The sequence below is a fragment of the Streptomyces sp. NPDC060002 genome, assembly GCF_042737245.1.
In the GTDB taxonomy this organism is placed as follows: Bacteria; Actinomycetota; Actinomycetes; order Streptomycetales; family Streptomycetaceae; genus Streptomyces.
This window is the reverse complement of record NZ_JBHWUW010000010.1, coordinates 135967-159501: the sequence shown is the minus strand read 5'-3', so window position 1 is coordinate 159501 and position 23535 is coordinate 135967. Positions and strand designations below refer to the sequence as shown.

Sequence of the window (23535 nt, the reverse complement as noted above, 5' to 3'; positions counted from 1 at the left end):
AACGTAGCATCGAATTCGGCGAGAATACGGGGTGATGAAAAGGGGGAGGGGGCGGCTCACCCGTTCTTCATCTGCCATTTCCCGACCCGATCCGGATGTCACGGCGAATTCACCTGGGTGTCGGCGACGGGACATGCGAAGGCTGATCCTACTTTCTTAGGATCACTTGACTTTCCGCTGAGAATTCAGGTGCGCACACGTGGCCAACACACCGATCCTGTCCGTCGTCGTCCCCTGCTACAACATCGAGTCGTATCTGCCCGAGACCGTGACCAGCCTGGTCAACAATGCCCGGGACGACTTCGAGTTCATCTTCGTCGAGGACAGATCCACCAAGGACAGGACCTACGAGGCGCTCCTCGCGCTGACGGAGCGGCTCGGGAACAGCCGGGTGATCCGGCACGAGCGGAACGGTGGACTGGCGACCGCGCGCAACACCGGTATCGACGTCGCGGAAGGCCGCTACCTCACCTTCCTCGACGGCGACGACTGGCTGGCGCCGGGCTATCTGGCCCAGCTGGTGGACGTCGCCGAGCGGTTCGACGTCGACTTCGTGCGCACCGACCATGTACAGGTCACCGGTCTCGAGAGGGCCGTCCACCGGGCGCCCGAGGGCCGCCGTCACACCCCGCTCGACCCGCGCACCTCGATCCTCCCCGTCGACGACACCACGATGGTCGACTACCCGTACGCCTGGGCCGGCGTCTACCACCGCCGCCTCCTCGACCGGGGCATGCTCCGCTTCCACGACGGACTGCGCACCGCCGAGGACCGGCCGTGGATCTGGGACCTGCACCGCAGGGCGGAGTCCTACGTCGTGGCCAGCCTGCACGGGGTCTTCTACCGCCGGGGCATCGCCAGTTCGCTCACCCAGATCGGCGACGTGCGCCAGCTGGACTTCTTCCGCTCCTTCGACCTCGTCCTCGCCGAGCTCGCCGACGACCCCGAGGCGGACCGGCTGCGCGCGAAGGCGCTGCGCAACTTCTGCGTCGTCATCGCCCACCAGCTTCTCGACCGGCGCCGGTTCGAACGCAGAGTGGCCGCGAAGCTGAAGCGGCTGGCCGCCGAGGTGCTGGGCGCGATGAGCGAGGAGGAACTGAGCGAGGCCGTGGTGGGGATGGGCGAGGAACGCGTACAGGTGCTGCGCCGGGTGCGCGGCGGTATGAAGGGCGTGGCGGCATGATCCAGATATTCTGCTCGGCCACCCAGTACGCGGCCGCGACCGTCACCGCCGCGATCCGCGCCGGCCGGTTCGGCCCGCGCGAGGGCGTCCGCCGCATCCTCGTCGTCAGCAACACCGCCGCCGCGCCGGAGGTCGGCACCCCGCTGGACCGGATGCCCGGCTTCGAGAAGCTGCGCCCCGAGTTCGACCAGGTGTACTCCTGGAACGAGTTCATCTCCCCGCACCACCCGGCCGGCTGGTCGCCGCGCGCCCAGGACACCCGGCTCTGGGAGAAGGCCGTACGCCTCGCCTGGGACCTGGGCGACGAACCGGTCGAGATCGCCTGCGAGTCCATCCAGGCCAACCCCTCCCGCGCGATCGCCGACATCTTCGCGGACAGCCCGATCCACGTCTACGCGGACGGCCTGATGAGCTACGGCCCCACCCGCAACCGCATCCCGCACGGCATGAGCAGCCGCATCACGCGTGTGCTCCACCTCGACCTGGTGCCCGGTCTGCGGCCGATGCTCCTGTCCGAGTACGGCGTCCCGCCCGAGGCCGTCCCGGGCGAGGCGATGGTCGACGTCCTCGCGCGGATCGGCGAGGCCGGCGCGGGCCTGCTCGCCGAGCGGCTCCCGGCCGGCCACCCCGCCACCGCCGTACTCCTCGGTCAGTACCTCTCCGCGATCGACCTGATCACCCAGGACGAGGAGGAGCGGCTGCATGTGCGCATGCTGCGCGCCGCCGCCCGCGCGGGTCACGACGACGTGCTGTTCAAGCCGCACCCGAGCGCGCCCGCCGTCTACAGCGAGTCCCTGGAGGCGGCCGCCGGGGAACTCGGCGTGCGGCTCACCGTGCTGAACGAACCCATCCTCGCCGAGACGGTCTTCGCCCACCTGAAGCCGAAGCTCGTCATCGGCTGCTTCTCCACGGCCCTGATGACCGCCGCCGCCTTCTACGGCATCCCCGTAGCCCGGGTCGGCACGGAGCTGCTCCTGGACCGCATCACACCGTACGAGAACAGCAACCGCGTCCCGCTCACGATCATCGACGTGGCGCTGCCCGACGCGGAGCACGCGGAGCTCGGCGCCCCTCTCGAACTCGCGGGGGCGGCCGAGGAGCTGACACCTCTGATCCGGGCCGTGGGGTACTGCATGCAGTCCCGCAAGCACCACAGCCTGCGCGCCGAGGCGGTCGCCTGGCTCGCCGCGCATCTCGCCGAAGGGTCCCCGTACCAGCGCTACTTCAAGCGCCGCCGCCTCACGAGCCTCCGTCTCCCCGGCGGCGGCCCGATCCGAGCCGAGGCACTACGCCGCCACCCGGCGGTACGCCGAGCGGTACGCCGGATCCGGCAGACGGCGCGTTAGCGGGCGAGCGGGCGAGCGGGACGCGCAGCGCCCCGCTCAGGGGTGCGGGGCACTGCGCGTCCCGCGGCTCCGCCGCCTGGGCGCGACCAGCCACGACGGCGCGGCAGACGACGGACGGCGCAGCGCGGCGCCGCCGGACGCTCGACCGCTCAGGCCCGCCGCACGGCAAGAGCCCGCTTCAGACGGGGACCGAACGGCTTCTCCACGAACCGGTGGAGAAGCCAGGCGATCCCGAGCATCGACAGCACCGTCGTGCCGAACGTCAGCCACGCGTTCAGACCGAACTCGCGGTACAGCACCCGGATGAAGAACCAGCCCAGGTGCTCGTGGATCAGGTAGAAGGGGTACGTCAGCGCCCCGGCCACCGTGAGCCAGCGCCAGTTCGCCCGGCTCGTCCAGCCCAGGGCCACCGCGGCGACGGCGACGAAGGCGACGAGGACGATCAGCTGGATGACGTACGCGCTGCGGTGGAACTGGCCCTGCGGGCCGGGGTGCCACAGGGCCGTGACCGAGTAGCGCTGGCCGAGCAGGAAGCTGAAGCCGACGATGCCCCACAGCAGCAGGTCGTTGCCGAAGCGGTGGATCAGGTAGAAGGCCAGACCGCCGATGAAGTACGGGGCGTGGTCACGCATCACCAGCTCGTCGGTCAGCGGATTGTCGGCGACCCGGGCGAAGACGCCGGCCAGCGTCCACAGGCAGCAGAACATCACCACCCTGCGGTAGGTGACGCCCCGCCAGACCACGAACAGGGCGAACAGGGCGTAGAAGCGCACCTCCACCCAGAGCGTCCAGTCCACCCCCAGCACCCGGGGCACGCCCATCGGCTGCTGGAGCATGGTGAGGTTGGTGAGGATCTCGTCCGAGCGCAGCGGCGCGGCCACCACCGGCAGAATCAGGCCCGCGGCGGTGACCAGGACGATCGCCGCCCAGTACGCCGGGTACAGCCGGGCCACCCGGGAGCGGAAGAAGTCCCCCGTGCTCCGGCCCCAGCTGCTCATGCAGATCACGAACCCGCTGATCAGGAAGAAGAACTGCACGCCCAGGCTGCCGTAGGTGGCGAACTGCGACAGTGTCGGGAACTTCTGGCCGGGGGACTGGTGCCAGGACTGCGCGACCTCGCCGTTCTTGCCGGCGTAGTGGTAGAAGCAGACCATCAGGGCCGCCAGCAGGCGTAGCCCGTCCAGGGCGCGTAGCCGGCTCTCCGCCCGGGGCCGGACCGGAGCCCGGTCGGGGACGAGAAGGTTCAGCCGGAGTGCCGGTGTCGGTGCCGGGGCCGGTGCCGCCGCCTGGTCAGCCGCGCTCATCCTGGGACCTTCCGTGGGAGTCGGGAGATGTGTTCAGTCGTGTGTGACGGTCAAGTCCGTTGTCTCGACGACGGAACGCTATGTATCTCCGACAAGTCGGGGATGAGTGACGGCTGACTCACCGGCGGCGCAGGAATGACGATCGGATGAACAGCTGTCCCGTTATGTCCGGTATCCGGTTGTCGGGCCACCGCCGCGCCGGAGGGTGACTGCCGCTACCGCTTGCCGGCCACCCGCTTCAGGGCCCGTGCCCGGCGCGCCAGGCGGCGGACGGTCGCGTTGCGCGGGATGAAGGCGAGCTGGTTCGGGATGGCGCCGGGGAGGGCCAGCGCCGCCAGGCGCCGGCGCTTGAAGTAGCGCCAGGTGTGCGGGTCGAGGTGGGTGGAGAGGTAGCGCTCCGCCTCGCCCAGCAGCCCCGGGTAGATCCTGGGCTGCATCGCGAAGCCGACGGCCTTGAGGAGCATGGCCAGTTCGTCCACCCGCTCCGCCGACGGCATCGCCCACGACTCCACCGCCCGTCTGTCCGCCAGGTCCGGCAGCAGCAGGTCGACGATGGTGAGCGGCACCCGGTTGCTGTTCTGGTACGGCGCGAGCCTGGCCAGCACGGTGTCGGTGCCGACCCGGGCGACCGGGAGGCCGTACAGACCGGCGGCGGTGAGCAGCGCGGTGGAGAAGCAGCCCACGACGAGGGCGGGCCGCAGCCGCTGGTAGGCCACCTCCGCGAGGACGGGCCGGTCGAGAAGGACGAGTTCGGCGCCCAGCTTCCTCGCCTCGTCCTCCAGCAGCCGGGACCAGCGGGCGGGCGCCACGGGGTGCGGCTTGAAGACGAGCCTGCGGTGTCCGAGCGCCACGGCGCCGCGCACCATGCCCCGGTGCAGTTCCTCCTCCTCGGCGTCGTCGATGATGCCCAGCGCCGACAGGTACTGCCCCAGCAGCAGCGCCGGTCGCTCCTCGGCTGCGGGCAACCCGGTCTCGTCCTCGGCGAGCTCGCCCAGCACCTTCAGGAACGCCTCGGACGGCACCAGCACCGGCGGCACGCCGAACTCGGTGAGCAGCAGCGGGGTGAGGCCCGGCACCAGATCGAGGTGCAGCAGCCGGCCGACCCGGGTGCCGACCAGCGGGTCGATCTTGTCGCGGGTGGGGCCGTAGCTCATCAGGCCGTCGGCGTAGGCGTCGACGGGCGCTCCGGTGAACAACTGGCACAGCGCCAGCGCCGGGTTGACCTGGATGGACTCCACGGCCAGGTGGACCTCGTCGTCACCGAGGTCCCACAGCAGCCGTGCGTACCGCTCCCACATCGGGATGTCGTCCGCGCGGGGGCCCCAGCCGCCGGGGTGGAAGGGGGCGATGGTCTCGTTCCAGGACAGCACCTCGTCGAAGCGCTCACGGATCCGGGCGAAGCCCGGCATGGCGTCGACGGACGGTGTGATCTCCGGGTTGACCGCGTTGTTGGTGACGAGCAGCAGCCGGCGGTCGGTCGGTTCGAAGAGCCCGGCGTCGAGGGCCGCGGCCAGGGTCGCGGCGCCGTACAGGGTCGAGACGCAGAAGATCCGGGTCGTGCGAGGCATCAGAGGGCCACCGTCCGTGCCGCCACCGGCCTGCGCCGTACCCGCCGCAGCGCACTCGCCCGCTGTACGTCCATCGAGTCCATGACCTCCGCGAGCACGTCCTGCGGCATTCGCTTCAGGGCGGCGGCGCACAGGGAGCGCAGTTTCCGTGCCACGGCGGGTTCGAACCTTTCGATCGAGCCGAGGTGATGCGTCATGATCGCGCAGTAGGTGCGCACCGCCTTGGGCAGCAGCTTCGCGCCCTCGGGGTCCCGCGCCGTCTCTTCGAGCACCTGGTCGAAGGCGCGGATGAAGTCCAGTTGCCGTACGTCGCCGATCTGGGTGAGGGAAGAGGCCACCCCGCGCCGGTAGTAGACGCCCAGCAGTCCCACCACGGCGAAGGTGTCCGCCTCCCGGTGGAGTTTCCAGATCCAGGGCCGGTCCTCGGCCGTCCGCAGCCCGTCGGTGAAGTGCAGCAGTCCGCGGTCGACGAGACGGCGGTGGTAGATACCGGCCCAGGCGTAGGCGTAGTCCACCGAAGTGGACCGGTCGGCGGGCAGGATCGCCTCCCGCGGGTTCATCACCGTCCCGCGCCGGCCGTGCGGCACGCGGTGGATGCTGCGGGCCCGCGCGGTGCACTGCACGTGGTCGGTGCGGACGAAGTCGCAGCCGAGTTCCTCTATGGAGGCGAGGAGCCGAGGGAGGTATCCGGGCGCCAGCCAGTCGTCGCCGTCGAGGAAAGTCAGATAATCGCCGCGCGCCTTGTCGATGCCGGTGTTTCTCGCGGTCGCCAGCCCTCCGTTCTTTTCGTGTCCGACCAACACCGCGCCCGGCAGTTCTCGCTCCGCACGCCTGAGGATGTCCGAGGTCGCGTCGGTCGAGCAGTCGTCGACCAGAATGAACTCGAAGTCCTCGCGTGCGTTCGAACGCAGGCTCGTAAGGGTGTCGGGCGCGTATTGCTGAACGTTGTAGAACGGCACGATCACGGAAAGCTTGGGCACCCGCGAAACCTTAGAAGGGCCCCCGGCGGCACAACTTGCCGGTGTGGATACGCGGGGTGAACTCGATGTGTCGGAATGGTGCACCCCCTGCGCTTTCGCGTAATTGGCGGGCCAGTTCGACGTTCGGTGGCCCGCTGTTAACTCTTTGTTGAGGGGTGATTGGGCCAAGCCTGGCTTTTGCTTTCTAGCGTCTTGGCTGTGCCAGCAAGTACTGCCAACCCCCCACGGATCGCCGTCCTCGCGGACTCCGACACCCGATGGAAATGGGGTGCGCTGACCGCCACGCGGATCGCGCCCTCCATGGAAACCGGAGCCGGGAGCCGGGCGCAAGCCGCCCCCGTCCTGGACGGATTCCTGCTGCGCGGCCGGGCCACCCCCACCCCCCGCCAACTGGCCGAGGTCGGCGTGCACGCCGACTCGCTGACCGAGGTCACCGCGCTCGAGTTCCTGCGCGCCATGACGCGGACGTCGTACGACGTCCTCGTCCTCGCCCTGGTCGGCGGTGGCGTCCAGGCGGTCCTGCACGGCCTGAAGCGGATCTGGGAGGGGCGGACGGAACGCCCCGTCGTCGTCACCGGCTATGTCGGCGTCGTCTACGAGAAGCTCGCCGACGGCCTGCTGCTGCGGCACGGCGCCGACCTCGTCCTCGCCAACTCCCGCCAGGACGCGGAGCGTTTCCGCGCCGTGTACGAGGGGGTGGGCGCCGACGCCTCGTCGGTGACCGAAGTGGCCCTGCCGTTCCTGGGCGGCGCCCCGTACACGGGCGAACACGACCCCTACACCGTCGTGTTCGCCGCGCAGCCCTCGGTACCGGAGAACCGCAGGGACCGCGCGTACCTGCTCGACCGGCTGGTGCGGCACGCGCGGCTGCACCCGGAGCGGGAGGTGCTGCTGAAGCTCCGCTCCAAGCCGGGCGAGCACACCACCCACATCGAGGAGCTGCCCTACCAGAAGCTGGCGCAGAAGCTCGATCCACCGCCCAACTTCCGCCTGGTGTACGGGAACATGGGCGAAGTCCTCGACCGCACCGACCTCATGGTCACGGTCAGTTCGACGGCCGCCCTGGAGTCCCTGCACCGCCGGGTCCCCACGGTCGTGCTCACCGACCTCGGGGTGCGCGAGGCGCTCGGCAACCACCACTTCGTCGGCTCCGGCTGCCTCGCCTCGTGGGACCAGCTCGACGCCGGGCACCGGCCCGCCCCCGACGAGGAGTGGGTGGCCCGCCAGGGCGTCGCCGTCGGGGGTACCTCCTGCGGGGCAGGCGCGTACACGACGGCCTTCGACGCGGCACGCGAGCGGGTCGTCACGTTGCTCGACGGCCCGGGCGGCCTTCCGCCCCTCACCCCGTACTACACGCCCGCCACCGCGCCGGGCTATCTGCCCGGCATCCTCGCCCGCCACCACCTCGGCCCCGACGGCAGCCCGCTGCCCGGCGCCCCGGCCACCGACAGGGAGCCGGGCCCGGTCCGGCAGATCGTGCGCCGGGCGGCGCGCGGCGCCTACCGGCACGGCGTGCAGCGGGTGGCCCCGGTCATCCGGCGGATGGGGGAGCTGTGACCCGTCAAGGAGAGAAACCCATGTCCGACTCACCATCCGGGGTACGCCGTGTGCTCGCGGTGATCCCCGCGCGCGGCGGCTCCAAGGGCGTGCCCGCGAAGAACCTCGCCCCGGTGGGCGGCGTACCGCTCGTCACCCGTGCGGTCCGCGAGTGCCGGGCGACCCGCCTCGTGACGGACGTCGTCGTCTCCACCGACGACCACGCCATCGCGGCGGCGGCACGGGAGGCGGGCGCGGAGGTCGTGCTGCGGCCGGCCGCCATCGCCGGCGACACCGCGACCTCCGAGGCGGCCGTCCTGCACGCCCTGGACGCCCACGAGGCGCTGCACGGCTCCCCGGTCGACGCCGTCCTGCTCGTGCAGTGCACCAGCCCCTTCCTCGTCCGCGACGACATCGACGGGGTCGCCGCGGCCGTCGTCGAGCAGGGTGCCGACACCGCGGTGACGGTGGCCCCGTTCCACGGCTTCGTCTGGCGCGACGGCCACGGCGACGGCCACGGCGACGGCCACGGCGACGGCCACGGCGACGGCCACGGCGACGGCCACGGCGACGGCGACGGAGCCGGAGCGGGGGACGCCGACGGGGGCCCCGGCCCGGCCGGCGGCTTCGGCGTCAACCACGACAAGGCCTTCCGCCCCCGCCGCCAGGACCGCCCCCAGGACCTCCTGGAGACCGGCGCCGCCTACGCCATGGAGACCGACGGCTTCCGTGCCCACGGCCACCGCTTCTTCGGCCGCACGGAACTCGTCCGCACCGACCCCGCCCGGGTCCTGGAGATCGACGACCCGCACGACCTGTCCCGGGCAAGGGCGCTGGCCACCCTCTTCGACACGGACCGCCCCGGGTCCCTCCCGACCGCCGCCGACATCGACGCGGTGGTCCTCGACTTCGACGGCACCCAGACCGACGACCGGGTGCTGATCGACTCCGACGGACGGGAGTTCGTCTCCGTGCACCGCGGCGACGGCCTCGGCATCGCCGCCCTGCGCGGGTCGGGCCTGCGGATGCTGATCCTCTCGACCGAACAGAACCCGGTCGTCGCCGCCCGGGCCCGGAAACTGAGGCTCCCGGTCCTGCACGGCATCGACCGCAAGGACCTCGCGCTCAAGCAGTGGTGCGAGGAACAGGGCATCGCGCCGGAGCGCGTGCTCTACGTCGGCAACGACGTCAACGACCTCCCCTGCTTCGCCCTCGTCGGCTGGCCGGTGGCGGTCGCGAGCGCCCACGACGTCGTACGCGGCGCCGCACGCGCGGTCACCACCCTCCCCGGTGGCGACGGCGCGATCCGGGAGATCGCCGGCTGGATCCTCGGACCCTCTCTCGACACCCTCACCAGGTAAGGACATCTCCGCCATGAGCACCAATTCCCGTCTGCGCACCTTCGGTTCCCGCGAGGTCGGTCCCGGCAGGCCCGTCTACATCTGCGGCGAGATCGGCATCAACCACAACGGCGAGCTGGACAACGCCCTCAAGCTGATCGACGTGGCCGCCGAGGCCGGCTGCGACGCCGTGAAGTTCCAGAAGCGCACCCCCGAGATCTGCACCCCGCGCGACCAGTGGGACATCGAGCGCGACACCCCCTGGGGCCGGATGACCTACATCGACTACCGCCACCGCGTCGAGTTCGGCGAGGACGAGTACCGGCAGATCGACGAGTACTGCAAGGAGAAGGGCATCGCCTGGTTCGCGTCCCCGTGGGACACCGAGGCGGTCGCCTTCCTGGAGAAGTTCGACGTCCCCGCGCACAAGGTGGCGTCCGCCTCGCTGACGGACGACGAGCTGCTGCGCGCCCTGCGCTCCACCAACCGCCCCGTCATCCTCTCCACCGGCATGTCGACGCCCCGGCAGATCCGTCACGCCGTCGAGGTCCTCGGCAGCGACAACATCCTCATGTGCCACGCCACCTCGACCTACCCGGCGAAGGCCGAGGAGCTCAACCTCCGCGTGATCAACACGCTGGAGAAGGAGTACCCGAACGTCCCGATCGGCTACTCCGGCCACGAGACCGGCCTGCAGACCACCCTCGCCGCGGTCGCCCTCGGCGCCGCCTTCGTCGAGCGTCACATCACCCTCGACCGCGCGATGTGGGGCTCCGACCAGGCCGCCTCCGTCGAGCCCGGCGGCCTCACCCGCCTCGTCCGCGACATCCGCACCATCGAGGCCTCCCTCGGCGACGGCGTCAAGAAGGTCTACGACTCCGAGCTCGGCCCCATGAAGAAGCTGCGCCGCGTGTCGGGCGTCGTCGCGGCGGCGGAGATCGCGGCGGCGGCGGGCGAACCGGTCGCGGTGTGACCTGAATACCCCTCCGAGTGCCTTACGGGATGGTCGTCCGACGATGAGTCCTCGCGCCGGGAAGAACACCGGCCACACCCCCCACACCCTCGCCTTCGTCGAGAGTCCGGTGCAGCTCCTCAACGTCCTGGAGTGGGCGCACGCCCGGGAACTCCACCCGCGAGAGGAGCCCGGCGCGGGGTTCACCCTCGTCGTCCTGTCCCCGACCGACCCGATGACCCGCGGCCAGCTGCGCCGCATGGCCGCGCTGGCCCGCCGGGAAGGGCACACGGTCCGCTGGGAGGAGGCCCGCGGCGGCGCCACGGCGCCCTTCCGCACGATCGGCGGCCTCGCCCCGCTGCTGCGGCGCGCGGAACGGATGGTGATGGGCGACCCGTTCTCCCGTTACGTCCAGCTGCTGCTGACCATCACCAGGGCGAGCGAGCTGGTCGTGGTGGACGACGGGACGGCGACGATGGAGTTCGTGGGCCAGCTGGCCCGCGGTGAACGCCTCGTGCGCTGGCACCGCAAGGGCGGCCGCACCGGCCCCCGTGACGTGCTCTTCGCCCCGGTGTCCGCCGCGGCCCGCCGCCGTCTGACGCCCAGCGCGGACCGCGGGGTCGAGGTCTTCTCCGCCATGCCCATGAAGGACGCCCCCGACGGCGTCACGATCACGTCCAACGTCTTCGCCTGGACCCGCGACCGCTTCGGCCCGCCGCGCGTGACGAAGACCGCGGACATGGTCGGCACCTCGCTGGTGGAGACCGGCGTGGTGGACGTCGACCGCTATCTGACGGCGGTCGGGACGCTGGCCGAGGCGCACGGCGCGACCCGCTACTTCGCCCACCGCCGGGAGAGCACGGAGAAACTCCACCGGCTGGCCGTCGAGACGGGCCTCGAGGTGGTCCGCCCGGACCTTCCGCTGGAACTGATCGCCCGCCGGGGCCCCATCGGCCGGACCGTCCTCAGCTTCCCGTCCACGGTCGTCCACACCCTGCCGCTGGCCCTGTCCGGCACCGACGTCCGGGTCGCGGTCTGCGACATCGACCCGGCCTGGCTGACGGAACACGCCTCGCCCAGAGCGCAGGGGTTCCTCTCCGGGGTGACGGGCACGGCGAAGGACGTACACCGGCTGGCCGCGGTGAGCGTGGTCTGAGGACGGCCGGGACCAGGGTGGCTACGAGCCGCCGCCTCGCGGGGGCGGCGGCTCCGCCTGTTCCTCCTCCCAACGGCCGAACCCGTCGAAGAAGCTTTCCTCGCGCTCGGCGTGCGCCCTGTCGCGCCACCGGGTGACCGCCCACAGCACGCCTGCGAGCAGGCAGGCCGTGAGGGCCGTCACCGCGAGACCGGTCAGCGCCAGCGCCACGATGCCCCTCGCCAGGACCCCGGGGATCCGGTCCTCGCCGCACCCGCACGTCATCGTCTCCATGAGGGCACCGTGCCCGCCCGGCCCCGGGTCGTCGCCCAGCGTGGCGCAACCGCTGCATGGAGGTGATGATTCCGGGATCGGTCCCGGTTCGTGGACAAACAGAGCGTTTCTCGAGCCGTCCGTGGTATCCGTGAAAGGAAGGAAGAAGTGTGGGTGCCGACCGAGAAGACCGGCGAGTGTACCCATCCACCACAGCAGCCATGCGCCGCGCGGCCAACTTTTCTTCGCCTAACGGGTTGAACTTTTGTTGATCGGGTCAGTTGACCGCCCCGGCGTCCTACCCTTCAGAGGGTGAAGCAACTGATGTCCCGAGAGTCCGAGGCCGATCCGTCAGGGGAAGACGTGCTCCCCGGTGCACTTCCGGGTGCGCTCCCCGGAGCCCTTCCCGGCACCTTGCCGGAGGCGCTGCGCGCAGAGCTCGTGGCCTTCCGCCGCGACATGCACATGCACCCCGAGCTCGGCAACCAGGAGTTCCGTACGACGGCCGCGATCAAGGCGCGCCTGGAGAAGGCGGGTCTGAAGCCGCGCGTACTCGCCGTAGGGACGGGCCTCATCTGTGACATCGGGACCGTGGGCGGAGGGGGCGCGGCGGGCGCCGGCGCCGACGGCGTTCCGGTCCTCGCGATGCGCGCCGACATCGACGCGCTGCCCATCCCGGACACGAAGACCGAGTGCGCGTACCGCTCGAAGGTGCCGGACCGCGCGCACGCCTGCGGGCACGACGTGCACACCACCGTCGTCCTCGGCGCCGGGCTCGTCCTCGCCGAGCTGCACCGGCAGGGCCGGCTCCCGCGGCCCGTGCGGCTGATCTTCCAGCCCGCCGAGGAGGTGCTGCCCGGCGGCGCCGCCGACGCCATCGAGGGCGGGGCGCTGGACGGGGTCGGGCGGATCATCGCCGTGCACTGCGACCCGCGGGTCGACGCGGGCAGGGTCGGGCTGCGCGAGGGCGCCATCACCTCGGCCTGCGACCGGCTGGAGATCTCGCTGGACGGGCCCGGCGGCCACACCGCCCGCCCGCACCTGACCACCGACCTCGTGACCGCGGTCGCCCGGGTCGTCACCGACGTGCCCGCGCTGGTCGGCCGCCGGGTCGACACCCGGGCCGGGCTGGCCGTCACCTGGGGCCGGATCGAGAGCGGGCACGCCCCGAACGTGATCCCGCAGCACGCCGAGCTCTCCGGGACCGTCCGCTGCCTGGACCTCGAGGCGTGGCGGCAGGCCCCGGACATCGTCGTCGCGGCGATCGACGAGGTCGCCAACCTGCACCGGGCCAAGTCGGAGATCAACTACGTGCGGGGTGTCCCGCCCGTCGTCAACGACGGCGACGTCGCCGGGCTGCTGCGGGACGCCATGGTCGCCCGCCGCGGCGAGGCGGGCGTGGAGAGCACCGAACAGAGCCTCGGTGGCGAGGACTTCTCCTGGTACCTCGAGCGGGTGCCCGGCGCGATGGCCCGGCTCGGGGTCCGTCCGCCCGGTGAGCGCACCGTGCGTGATCTGCACCAGGGCGACTTCGACGCGGACGAGTCGGCGATCACCGTCGGCGTGGAGCTCTTCACGGCTGCCGCGCTGCTGGACGCGGCGACCCGCGGCCACTGAGGGGAACCCCGCGAGGAGACCCGGGCGAAGGGGTGCCGGAAAGGCGCCCCTTCGTCCTCTTGTGTCACCCGCGCGTAACTCCGGGGGCGCGGTTGTAACCCGGCGTCGGCACGAATCGATAACGGCCCGGAGAAACCCCGTTCCCCTCCGCTTCTACGCGCGTTACTGTGCGCCGGAATCGCCACCGGGAAAGGCTTGTTGGGGAGCCCCACCTGAACGGCGCCACCAAGGGGAAAGCGGGCCGGTCACGGCGCCGTGGGGATGAAGGGGTGCTTGCAATGCGTCTGATATCTCGGAGGACGAGATTCTCCCGGGCCGCGGTGACCGTCGCGGTCGTCGCGCTCGCCGCCGCCGGCTGCGGCAAGTCCAGCACCGACTCCAAGTCGAGCGACTCGGAGTCCGGCAGCGGCACGTACTCGGGCAAGGGCATCGGTCTCGCGTACGACATCGGCGGCAAGGGTGACCAGTCGTTCAACGACGCCGCCTACGCCGGCTTCCAGAAGGCCGAGAAGGAATTCAAGATCGGCGGCCAGGACATCGAGCCGCAGGACGGCGAGTCCGACGCGGACAAGGTGCAGCGGCTGACCCAGCTCGCCCAGGCCGGCTACAACCCGGTGATCGGCGTCGGCTTCGCCTACGCGCCGGCCGTCAAGGAGGTCGCCGCCAAGTTCCCGAAGATCACCTTCGGGATCATCGACGACGAGCAGATCCAGGCGAAGAACGTCGCCGACATGGTCTTCCACGAGGAGCAGGCCTCGTACCTGGCCGGTGTCGCCGCCGCCAAGGCCACCAAGAAGGCGCACATCGGCTTCATCGGCGGCGTGGACATCCCGCTGATCCACAAGTTCGAGGCGGGTTACGTCCAGGGTGCCAAGTCGGTCAACCCGAACATCAAGGTCGAGTCGCAGTACCTGACCGAGACCGCCCAGGAAGGCGGCTTCTCCAGCCCCGACAAGGGCAAGGACGCGGCGAGCGGCCAGATCGAGGCGGGCGCCGACGTCATCTACCACGCGGCCGGTCTCTCCGGCCAGGGCGTGATCACCGAGGCCGCGGCCAAGAAGGTGTGGGCCCTCGGCGTCGACTCCGACCAGTACAGCCAGAGCGCGCTGGCGGCGTACAAGGACTACATCCTCGGCTCGGCGCTGAAGAACGTCGGCGGCGCGGTCTACGACCTCGTGAAGTCCGTCCACGCGGGCAAGCCGCTGTCCGGCGTGGTCCGCGGCAGCCTCTCCAACGACGGGGTCGGATTCGCCGACACCAACCCGAAGTACAAGGCGATGACGGACGTCGTCGCGGCCGTCGACAAGGCCAAGCAGGACATCATCGACGGCAAGATCACGGTAAACACCAAGTAACGGTCCGAACCCGTTCCGGCGGGCCCTTGCTACGCCCTTACGGGCGTCCTTGCAGCCCATACGCCCCTTGCCTCCCGCAAGGGGCGTACTGCTGTCCGTAACCTTGACCGCGACTGTGGCCACAGCTCGGTAACGGACCGGACAGAAGGGTTTTTCCGTCAGGTCTACGCGCGTTACGCTGCGGCGGAACCAGCGCCTGGTTTGGGCGCTTGCACAAAGGAGTGAAGTTCCATGCGCCGGGTGTCCCGAATCGCGGTTGCGGGTGTTGCCACCGCAGCTCTCGCCGTGACCGTTTCCGCTTGCGGAAGCTCCTCCACGTCGTCGTCCTCCTCCAGCAGCAGTGACAAGAACCTGGGCCTCGCGCTCGCGTACGACGTCGGCGGCAAGGGCGACCAGTCCTTCAACGACGCCGCCACGGCCGGCCTGGACAAGGCCGACAAGGAGTTCGGCTACAAGTCCACCGCGGTCGAGCCGCAGGACGGCGAGTCCGACGCGGACAAGGTGCAGCGCCTGGAGAGCCTCGCCAAGCAGGGCTACAACCCGGTGATCGGCGTCGGCTTCGCCTACGCGCCGGCCGTCAAGGAGGTCGCGGCCAAGTACCCGAAGACCACCTTCGGCATCGTCGACGACGAGCAGATCAAGGCCGACAACGTCGCCGACCTCGTCTTCCACGAGGAGCAGGCCTCCTACCTCGCCGGTGTCGCCGCCGCCAAGGCCACCAAGACCAACACCGTCGGCTTCGTCGGCGGCGTGGACGTTCCGCTGATCCACAAGTTCGAGGCCGGCTTCAAGCAGGGCGTCGAGGACACCAAGAAGGGCGTCACGGTCAAGTCGCAGTACCTGACCGAGACCGCCGCCGAGGGTGGCTTCTCCAGCCCCGACAAGGGTGAGAGCGCCGCCGAGGGCCAGATCGACGCCGGTGCGGACGTCGTCTACGCCGCCGCCGGTCTGTCCGGTCAGGGTGTCATCAAGGCCGCCAGCGCCCACAAGATCTGGGCCATCGGCGTCGACTCCGACCAGTACAAGCAGGACGCGCTGAAGGCGTACAAGGGCTCGATCCTCACCTCGGCCATGAAGAACGTCGAGGGCGCGGTGTACACGCTGGCCAAGTCCGTCAAGGACGGCAAGCCGGCGACCGGCGTCGTCCGCGGCAGCCTCGAGAACGGCGGCGTGAGCGTGTCGGACTCGAACCCGGAGTTCGCGAGCAACACCGCGATCCAGGACGCGATCAAGAAGGCCGAAGCGGGCATCAAGGACGGCACGATCACGGTGAAGACCTCCTGACCTTCCGTCAGGGGCCTTGGCCAAAGAAGCGCTGTAATGGCAGCGTTACGGCCACGGAACCGGGCGCGGGAAGGATGTCCTCCCCGCGCCCCGTTCGCGCGGCAGAATGCTCGGAACGGATCGAGACTTGATCGGGATCCCCACCAGGATCGATCAAGATCGACCTGATCCGGGCACTATTTAAAGCAGGGGCGCTACGCGCGTAGAGCGACCCCTTTTCCAAGGAGAGTGCGCCATCGACGCGTCCAGCAGCCCTCCGCTCACCGCACAGTCGACGATCGCGGTAGAGCTGGCGGGGATCACCAAGCGCTTCCCGGGTGTCGTCGCCAACCACGACATCCACCTCGCCGTCCGCACCGGCACCGTGCACGCCCTCGTCGGCGAGAACGGCGCCGGCAAGTCGACGCTGATGAAGATCCTCTACGGCATGCAGAAGCCGGACGAGGGCACCATCGCGGTCGACGGCGTGCAGGTGAGCTTCTCCAGCCCCGCCGACGCCATCGCACGCGGCATCGGCATGGTCCACCAGCACTTCATGCTGGCCGACAACCTGACCGTCCTGGAGAACGTGGTGCTGGGCAGCGAGAAGCTGTACGGCATCGGTGGCAACGCCCGTAAGAAGATCAAGGAGATCTCCGACCGCTACGGGCTCGGTGTGCGCCCCGACGCCCTGGTCGAGGACCTCGGTGTCGCCGACCGGCAGCGCGTGGAGATCCTCAAGGTCCTCTTCCGCGGCGCCAAGACCCTCATCCTCGACGAGCCGACCGCCGTGCTCGTCCCGCAGGAGGTCGACGCGCTCTTCGACAACCTGCGCGAGCTGAAGTCCGAGGGCCTGTCCGTCATCTTCATCTCCCACAAGCTGGGCGAGGTGCTGTCCGTCGCCGACGAGATCACGGTCATCCGGCGCGGTACGACCGTCGGCACGGCCGTCCCCGCCGAGACGACCCCGCGCCAGCTCGCCGAGATGATGGTCGGCAGCGAGCTGCCCACCCCGGAGACCGCCGAGTCCACGGTCACCGACAAGCCCGTCATCCAGGTCGCGAACCTCACCGTGTACGCCAGCGGCGGCGCCTCCCTGGGCATCGAGGCGGAGCCCACGGCCGGCGGGGTCAGCGGCATGATCTCGCCCGAGGTCGCTCTCGGCGGCGAGGTCAAGAAGGCCCTCGACGACGTCAGCTTCACCATCCACGCCGGTGAGGTCATGGGCATCGCCGGCGTCGAGGGCAACGGCCAGACCGAGCTGATCGACGCGCTGATCGGCACCAAGAACGCCGACTCCGGCAGCATCGCCTTCCTCGGCGAGGACATCACCCCCTGGAACACCCGCAAGCGGCGCGAGTCCGGCGTCGGCTACATCCCCGAGGACCGCCACCGCCAGGGCCTGCTCCTGGAGGCGCCCCTCTGGGAGAACCGCATCCTCGGCCATGTCACCGAGGCGCCCAACGCCAAGGGCTTCTGGCTGAACATCAAGGGCGCCCAGGCCGACACCCGCCGGATCGTCGAGGAGTACGACGTCCGCACCCCCGGCATCGACGTCACCGCCGCCTCGCTCTCCGGCGGCAACCAGCAGAAGCTGATCGTCGGCCGCGAGATGAGCCACAACCCGAAGTTCCTGATCGCCGCCCACCCCACCCGGGGTGTGGACGTCGGCGCGCAGGCCCAGATCTGGGACCGCATCCGCGAGGCCCGCCGCGAGGGCCTGGCCGTGCTGCTGATCTCCGCCGACCTCGACGAGCTCATCGGTCTGTCGGACACCCTGCGCGTGATCTACAACGGCACCCTGGTCGCGGACGCCGACCCCGCCACCATCACCCCGGAGGAGCTCGGCTCCGCCATGACCGGCGCCGCGTCCGGTCACCTGGAACACGTCGACGACGCGGAAACCAACGAGGAAGCTGCCGGTCCGGAGGACGAGGCCCGATGAAGAAGTTCGACAAGGAGCGCGTGCTCCTCGCGGTGGCCGGCCCGGTCATCGCGCTCGTCGCGGCGATCCTGCTGACCTCGGTCGTGCTGATCGCCTCGGGCAAGAGCCCGATCGAGCCGTACACGCTCATGCTGGAGCAGGCGGGTTACTCCGACGTCCAGGTCCTGATCGTCAACCAGGCCTCGATGTACTACGTCGCCGCCCTCGCGGTCGCCATCGGCTTCCGCATGAACCTGTTCAACATCGGCGTCGACGGCCAGTACCGGCTCGCCGCGATGATGACCGCCGTGGTCGGCGCGAACATCGCCCTGCCGTCCTTCCTCCAGATCCCGGTGCTGCTCCTGGTCGGCGTCCTCACCGGCGCCTTCTGGGCCGGTATCGCGGGCGTCCTGAAGGTCACCCGCGGGGTCAGCGAGGTCGTGGCGACGATCATGCTGAACGCGATCGCCACCAGCGTCATCGGCTACCTCACCCTCGACAACATCTGGGGCGTGCAGGTCGGCAACAACAACACCACCGGCATCATGAAGGACTCCGGCTGGGTGCCCGGCATCGACCTCGGCGCGGACGTCGGCGAGATCTACGGCCTGGTCTTCCTCGCCATCGCCCTCGGCATCGTCTACTGGATCGTCCTCAACCGCACCCGCTTCGGCTTCGACCTGCGCGCCACCGGCGAGTCCGAGACCGCCGCCGCGGCCTCCGGCGTCGACGCCAAGAAGATGGTCCTCACCGCGATGCTCATCTCCGGCGGCATCGCGGGCCTCTCCGGCCTGCCCCTGCTGCTCGGCGACGCCCACACCTACAGCCTGAGCTTCCCCACGGGTCTCGGCTTCACCGGCATCACCATCGCCCTGCTCGGCCGCAACAACCCGGTCGGCATCGCCTTCGCCGCGCTCCTGATCGCCTTCCTCGACAAGGCCTCTCCGGCCCTCGACTACGCGACCCCGGTGGCGTACGAGAAGGAGATCGCCACGATCATGCAGGGCCTCATCGTCTTCGCGGTCGTCATCTCGTACGAGGCCGTACGCCAGTGGGGTCTGCGCCGTCAGCAGAAGCGCGTCGGCGCCGAGCTCGCCGCCGCCGCCCAGAACACCAAGAAGGAGGTGACGGTCTGATGAGCACCACGACCATCGCCAAGCCGAAGGCGAAGCAGCCCGGCAAGGGCGGCCGCCGACTCTCGCTCCCGGTCCTCCTGCTGATCATCGCGGGCGTCCTGGTGCTGACCTCGATCGTCCGCCTCATCACCGGCGCGGACGGCATCACCTCCACCGGCCAGATGTCCACGGCCCTGCGCCTCGCCGTCCCGATCGGCCTCGCCGGTCTCGGCGGTCTGTGGGCCGAACGCGCGGGCGTCGTCAACATCGGCCTCGAGGGCATGATGATCCTCGGCACCTGGTTCGGCGCCTGGGCCGGCTATCAGTGGGGCCCGTGGACGGGCGTCGTCTTCGGCATCATCGGCGGCGCGCTCGGCGCCGTCCTGCACGCCGTCGCGACCGTCACCTTCAACGTGAACCACATCGTCTCCGGTGTGGCCGTCAACATCCTGGCCCTCGGCACCACCCGCTATCTGTCGAAGTTCACCTTCGAGGGCGTCGAGCAGGGCTCCTCCAAGCAGTCCCCGCCGATCGACTCGCTCGGCACCTTCGACATCCCAGGGCTCTCCGGCTGGCTGGAAACGCTCAACGAGAAGCACTGGTTCCTGATCTCGGACATCGCAGGGCTGGTCGGCGGTCTGATCACCGACCTGTCGCCGCTCACCGTCGTCGCCGTCGCCCTCGTCCCGGCCACCTGGTGGGTGCTGTGGCGGACGGCCTTCGGTCTGCGGCTGCGGTCCTGCGGCGAGAACCCGGTGGCCGCCGAGTCCCTCGGCGTCAACGTCTACAAGTACAAGTACATCGCCGTGATCATCAGCGGTGGCTTCGCCGGCCTCGGCGGCGCGTTCCTGTCCATCGTGGCCTCGAACGTCTATCTCGACGGCCAGACCGCGGGCCGCGGCTACATCGGCCTCGCCGCGATGATCTTCGGCAACTGGATGCCGGGCGGCCTCGCCCTCGGCGCCGGCCTGTTCGGCTACACCGACAGCCTCAACCTGCGCGGCGGCACCACCAACGTGCACGCGCTGATCCTGCTCCTGGCGATCGTGCTGGTGTTCGGCGCGGCCTACCTGGCCTGGCGGAAGAAGTACGTCCCCGCCGTCGTCACCGCGCTGATCTCCGCCCTGATGTTCGTCTGGTACGTCGGCACGGACGAGGTGCCGCGCCAGGTCGTGACGGCCGCCCCGTACGTCGTCACCCTGCTGGTGCTCTCGCTCTCCGCCCAGTCCCTCAGGATGCCCAAGGCGGACGGCATGCCGTACCGGAAGGGGCAGGGCAAGTGACCCCGCCCGCAGCCGCGGTCGACTGGGAGAAGCTGCGTACGGTGGCCCGGGACGCCATGTCCCGGGCGTACGCCCCGTACTCCGGCTTCCCGGTCGGCGTGGCGGCCCTCGTCGACGACGGCCGGATCGTGTCGGGCTGCAACGTCGAGAACGCCTCCTACGGGATCGGCCTGTGTGCCGAGTGCGGGCTGGTCTCGGAGCTCCAGAACACCGGAGGCGGCCGGCTCACGCACTTCACCTGCGTGGACGGCAAGGGCGACATCCTCGTCCCGTGCGGCCGCTGCCGCCAGCTCCTCTACGAGTTCGGCGGCGCGGAGCTGCTGCTGGAGACGCCGGCCGGGATCCTGCCGCTGGCCGAGATGCTCCCCCAGGCCTTCGGCCCGGGTCACCTCACCAAGTAAGTCCCGCGCGGCCCCTCTGACCGGCGCAGAGGGGCCGCGCGGTTTCTGGAACGTCTTGCCGCACCACCGTGCACCCGCACTACGGTGCACCACCGGAAGGAAAGCCATGACGCAGTTGTCGATGGATGCCGTCTCCGTCATCCGCACCAAGCGGGACCGTGGTGAGCTCAGCGACGAGCAGATCGACTGGGTCATCGACGCGTACACCGGCGGCGAGGTCGCCGACTACCAGATGGCCGCCCTCAACATGGCCATCCTGCTCAACGGCATGAACCGCCGCGAGATCGCCCGCTGGACGGCCGCGATGATCGCTTCCGGTGAGCGCATGGACTTCTCGGCGCTGTCCCGCCCGACGGCCGACAAGCACTCCACGGGTGGCGTCGGCGACAAGATCACGCTCCCGCTGGCCCCGCTGGTGGCGGCCTGCGGCGCGGCGGTCCCCCAGCTCTCCGGGCGGGGTCTCGGCCACACCGGCGGCACCCTGGACAAGCTGGAGTCGATCCCCGGCTGGCGCGCTCTGCTGTCCAACGAGGAGATGCTGCACGTCCTGGACACGACCGGCGCGGTGATCTGCGCGGCGGGCGACGGCCTGGCCCCGGCCGACAAGAAGCTGTACGCGCTGCGGGACGTCACGGGCACGGTGGAGGCGATCCCGCTGATCGCCTCCTCGATCATGTCGAAGAAGATCGCGGAGGGCACCGGCTCGCTGGTCCTCGACGTGAAGGTCGGCACCGGAGCCTTCATGAAGACCATCGAGGACGCCCGTGAGCTGGCCTCCACGATGGTCGGCCTGGGCACCGACCACGGCGTGAAGACGGTCGCGCTGCTGACCGACATGTCCACCCCCCTCGGCCTCACGGCCGGCAACGCCCTCGAGGTCCGCGAGTCGGTCGAGGTGCTGGCCGGCGGCGGCCCGGCGGACGTGGTGGAACTGACGATCGCGCTCGCCCGCGAGATGCTCGACGCGGCCGGCGTGAAGGACGCGGACCCGGCGAAGGCGCTGGCCGACGGTTCGGCGATGGACGTCTGGCGCCGCATGATCGCGGCCCAGGGCGGCGACCCGGACGCCCCGCTTCCCACGGCGAAGGAACAGCACGTGGTCAAGGCGGGCGCCTCGGGCGTCCTGACCCGCCTCGACGCCTACGACATCGGCATCGCCGCCTGGCGCCTCGGCGCGGGCCGGGCCCGCAAGGAGGACCCGGTGCAGGCGGGCGCGGGCGTCGAACTCCACGCCAAGCCCGGCGACACGGTCAAGGAGGGCCAGCCCCTGCTGACCCTGCACACGGACACCCCGGAGCGCTTCGAGTACGCGCTCCAGGCGGCGTTGGGCTCGTACGACATCGGCGCGGCCGGCACCGCGTTCACCGCGTCCCCCGTGGTGCTGGAACGCATCGCCTGAGCCGGTCGCCTCCGTCGGCCGCCCGAACGGATGGCCCGAACGGATGGCCCGAACGGATGGCCCGAGCGGATCGCCCGACCGCGGGCTCTCCGGCTCCGATGAGTTGAGCGCCCCGCGCCGGTCTACCGATCGTGGAAGCGACGACACCGCCCGTACTCATCCTGACCGGCCCTGTCACCCGCCCCCGGGTGGCAGGGCTCGTCGACGACGTACGGGCGCTGATGGAGGCCACCGGCGCCGCGGTCGTCGTCTGTGACGTCGCCGGGATCGGGCCGCCGGGGCTCGTCGCCGTCGACCTGCTGGCGCGGCTCCAGCTGGCCGCCCGGCGGGCCGGCGGACACATACGGCTGCGCGCCCCCGACCCGGCCCTACGCGCCCTGCTCGACCTCGTCGGTCTGCGCTTCGAGGTGGAGAGGGAGGCCGAAGAGGGGGAACCAGCGCTGGGTGTCGAGGTAGAAGTGGAACCCGGTGAGGCGGCCCTCTGAGATCTCCAGGACCTGGATCGCCCACGGCGTGAACCCGCCCTCGTCGGGGTCCGGCTTGTACTGGGCGAAGCCCGGCAGACCGTTGACCCGGACCGGCAGCAGGCGCGAGCCCTCGCACGCGGAGCCGATCGTGGTCATGAAGCCGGTGATGTCGTCGTGCCCGGTCAGCCACAGGTCGAACGGCGGCATCGTCATGATGGCGTCCTCGTGCAGGAGGGCCGTCAGCGCCGCCATGTCATAGCCCTCGAAGGCCGCCACATAGCGGTCGAGCAGTTTCCGCTGCTCCTCGTCCAACGGGTCGGACACCGCCGCGTCCGCGCCGGAGGCCTCCCGCTCGGACAGGGTCGCCCGCGCCCGCTGGAGCGCGCTGTTGACCGAGGCGACCGAGGTGTCGAGCAGCTCGGCGACCTCGCTCGCCTTCCACGCCAGCACCTCCCGCAGGATCAGCACGGCCCGCTGTTTCGGCGGGAGCTGCTGCAGGGCGGCCATGAACGCGAGGCGCACCGACTCCTTGGCGACCGCCGCCTCGGCCGGGTCCTCCACCGTCGGCAGCACACGGGCGTCCGGCATCGGCTCCAGCCAAGTGTTGTCGGGGCGGGGCGAGAGGGCCGCCCGGGCGAGCGGGGTGGACTCGGAGAGGTCCATCGGCCGGGCCCGCTTGCTGCCGGCCGTCAGCATGTCCAGACAGACGTTCGTCGCGATCCGGTACAGCCACGAGCGCAGGCTGGAGCGGCCCTCGAACTTCTCGTAGCTCCGCCAGGCGCGCACCAGGGTGTCCTGCACCGCGTCCTCGGCCTCGAAGGAGGAGCCGAGCATGCGGTAGCAGTAGCCGGTCAGTTCCGTCCGGTGCTTCTCCAGTGCGACGTCGATGTCGGTCTTCGTCGCCGTGCCGTTGCCCATCGTCCACCCACCCCTGTGGCCGTTCTGTCACGCGCCTTCGCGCCCAGCACTTCGGAAGCTACCGCAGCCCACTGACAATGGCCCGGCGAGTCGACGAAAGCGCAGGTCAAGGCCATTGTCCCGGCCATGATCAAGCCTGCGCCGGACCCCGCGTCCAGACCCCGCGCCCAGACCGC

General features: G+C 70.5%; 20 protein-coding genes. 15 read left to right on the top strand and 5 right to left on the bottom strand.

The genetic code is table 11. The features are described from left to right. The first annotated feature begins 199 nt into the window (after positions 1-199). Both ACFWBD_RS12730 and ACFWBD_RS12725 read left to right on the top strand, forming a co-directional pair. Positions 200-1183 carry a glycosyltransferase family 2 protein gene (locus ACFWBD_RS12730; protein WP_385666235.1) on the top strand — a complete coding sequence of 328 codons (984 nt, stop codon included), beginning with the start codon at positions 200-202 and terminating at the stop codon, positions 1181-1183. Next, positions 1180-2529 (top strand): polysialyltransferase family glycosyltransferase, encoded by a 1350-nt coding sequence (locus tag ACFWBD_RS12725; protein ID WP_385666233.1) that lies wholly within the window; start codon positions 1180-1182, stop codon positions 2527-2529. The genes ACFWBD_RS12730 and ACFWBD_RS12725 overlap by 4 nt, the downstream gene beginning before the upstream one ends. 149 nt (positions 2530-2678) lie before the next feature. Here the strand turns inward: ACFWBD_RS12725 and ACFWBD_RS12720 are convergent, their stop codons facing one another. The 3 genes from ACFWBD_RS12720 to ACFWBD_RS12710 form a co-directional block, all read right to left on the bottom strand. Continuing rightward, positions 2679-3833 carry an acyltransferase family protein gene (locus ACFWBD_RS12720; protein WP_385666231.1) on the bottom strand — a complete coding sequence of 385 codons (1155 nt, stop codon included), beginning with the start codon at positions 3831-3833 and terminating at the stop codon, positions 2679-2681. A gap of 215 nt (positions 3834-4048) precedes the next feature. After that, positions 4049-5401 carry a polysialyltransferase family glycosyltransferase gene (locus ACFWBD_RS12715; RefSeq protein ID WP_385666229.1) on the bottom strand — a complete coding sequence of 451 codons (1353 nt, stop codon included), beginning with the start codon at positions 5399-5401 and terminating at the stop codon, positions 4049-4051. Next, positions 5401-6381 (bottom strand): glycosyltransferase family 2 protein, encoded by a 981-nt coding sequence (locus ACFWBD_RS12710; protein ID WP_385666228.1) that lies wholly within the window; start codon positions 6379-6381, stop codon positions 5401-5403. The genes ACFWBD_RS12715 and ACFWBD_RS12710 overlap by 1 nt, the downstream gene beginning before the upstream one ends. A 198-nt stretch (positions 6382-6579) precedes the next feature. Here ACFWBD_RS12710 and ACFWBD_RS12705 point away from each other — a divergent pair, with 198 nt between their 5' ends. Genes ACFWBD_RS12705 through ACFWBD_RS12690 form a run of 4 tightly spaced genes read left to right on the top strand, consistent with a single transcriptional unit; the run spans position 6580 to position 11365 of the window. Further along, complete coding sequence (locus tag ACFWBD_RS12705; RefSeq protein WP_385666226.1) at positions 6580-7938, top strand: DUF6716 putative glycosyltransferase; 1359 nt, start codon at positions 6580-6582, stop codon at positions 7936-7938. Positions 7939-7958: 20 nt separating this feature from the next. Further along, entirely contained in the window at positions 7959-9278 is a 1320-nt protein-coding gene (locus tag ACFWBD_RS12700) for a cytidylyltransferase domain-containing protein (protein WP_385666224.1), read from the top strand. A gap of 13 nt (positions 9279-9291) precedes the next feature. Further along, entirely contained in the window at positions 9292-10230 is a 939-nt protein-coding gene (locus tag ACFWBD_RS12695) for an N-acetylneuraminate synthase family protein (protein WP_385666223.1), read from the top strand. A gap of 43 nt (positions 10231-10273) precedes the next feature. After that, complete coding sequence (locus tag ACFWBD_RS12690; RefSeq protein WP_385666222.1) at positions 10274-11365, top strand: hypothetical protein; 1092 nt, start codon at positions 10274-10276, stop codon at positions 11363-11365. 21 nt (positions 11366-11386) lie between these two features. On the opposite strand, the gene ACFWBD_RS12685 is transcribed toward ACFWBD_RS12690, so the two are convergent. Next, positions 11387-11638 (bottom strand): hypothetical protein, encoded by a 252-nt coding sequence (locus ACFWBD_RS12685; protein ID WP_385666221.1) that lies wholly within the window; start codon positions 11636-11638, stop codon positions 11387-11389. 303 nt (positions 11639-11941) lie between these two features. Between ACFWBD_RS12685 and ACFWBD_RS12680 the strand changes: the two genes are divergently transcribed. The 9 genes from ACFWBD_RS12680 to ACFWBD_RS12640 all read left to right on the top strand — a co-directional run bounded on the left by ACFWBD_RS12680 (position 11942) and on the right by ACFWBD_RS12640 (position 22459). After that, entirely contained in the window at positions 11942-13234 is a 1293-nt protein-coding gene (locus tag ACFWBD_RS12680; protein ID WP_385666219.1) for an amidohydrolase, read from the top strand. A 278-nt stretch (positions 13235-13512) separates the two neighbouring features. After that, positions 13513-14589, top strand: a complete 1077-nt coding sequence (locus ACFWBD_RS12675) for a BMP family protein (protein ID WP_385666217.1) — start codon at positions 13513-13515, stop codon at positions 14587-14589. Between the two features lie 231 nt (positions 14590-14820). After that, entirely contained in the window at positions 14821-15873 is a 1053-nt protein-coding gene (locus ACFWBD_RS12670; protein WP_385666216.1) for a BMP family protein, read from the top strand. Positions 15874-16108: 235 nt separating this feature from the next. Continuing rightward, a complete protein-coding gene (locus ACFWBD_RS12665) occupies positions 16109-17797 on the top strand; it encodes an ABC transporter ATP-binding protein (protein WP_385666285.1) in 1689 nt (562 codons plus the stop codon). Next, the gene (locus ACFWBD_RS12660; protein ID WP_385666214.1) at positions 17794-18912 is read left to right on the top strand and encodes an ABC transporter permease; all 1119 of its coding nucleotides are present in this window, start codon (positions 17794-17796) and stop codon (positions 18910-18912) included. Before ACFWBD_RS12665 ends, ACFWBD_RS12660 begins: the two co-directional genes overlap by 4 nt. Beyond that, positions 18912-20174 carry an ABC transporter permease gene (locus ACFWBD_RS12655; protein WP_385666212.1) on the top strand — a complete coding sequence of 421 codons (1263 nt, stop codon included), beginning with the start codon at positions 18912-18914 and terminating at the stop codon, positions 20172-20174. Before ACFWBD_RS12660 ends, ACFWBD_RS12655 begins: the two co-directional genes overlap by 1 nt. Beyond that, positions 20171-20575 carry a cytidine deaminase gene (locus tag ACFWBD_RS12650; RefSeq protein ID WP_385666210.1) on the top strand — a complete coding sequence of 135 codons (405 nt, stop codon included), beginning with the start codon at positions 20171-20173 and terminating at the stop codon, positions 20573-20575. The genes ACFWBD_RS12655 and ACFWBD_RS12650 overlap by 4 nt, the downstream gene beginning before the upstream one ends. 121 nt (positions 20576-20696) lie before the next feature. Then, positions 20697-21974: a thymidine phosphorylase gene (locus ACFWBD_RS12645; protein WP_385666283.1), complete on the top strand. Its 1278-nt coding sequence runs from the start codon at positions 20697-20699 to the stop codon at positions 21972-21974. A gap of 131 nt (positions 21975-22105) precedes the next feature. Continuing rightward, positions 22106-22459: an STAS domain-containing protein gene (locus tag ACFWBD_RS12640; protein WP_385666208.1), complete on the top strand. Its 354-nt coding sequence runs from the start codon at positions 22106-22108 to the stop codon at positions 22457-22459. Here the strand turns inward: ACFWBD_RS12640 and ACFWBD_RS12635 are convergent. Continuing rightward, positions 22343-23359, bottom strand: a complete 1017-nt coding sequence (locus tag ACFWBD_RS12635; protein ID WP_385666207.1) for a sigma-70 family RNA polymerase sigma factor — start codon at positions 23357-23359, stop codon at positions 22343-22345. The two genes, ACFWBD_RS12640 and ACFWBD_RS12635, sit on opposite strands and share 117 nt — an antisense overlap. Between the last annotated feature and the right edge of the window lie 176 nt (positions 23360-23535).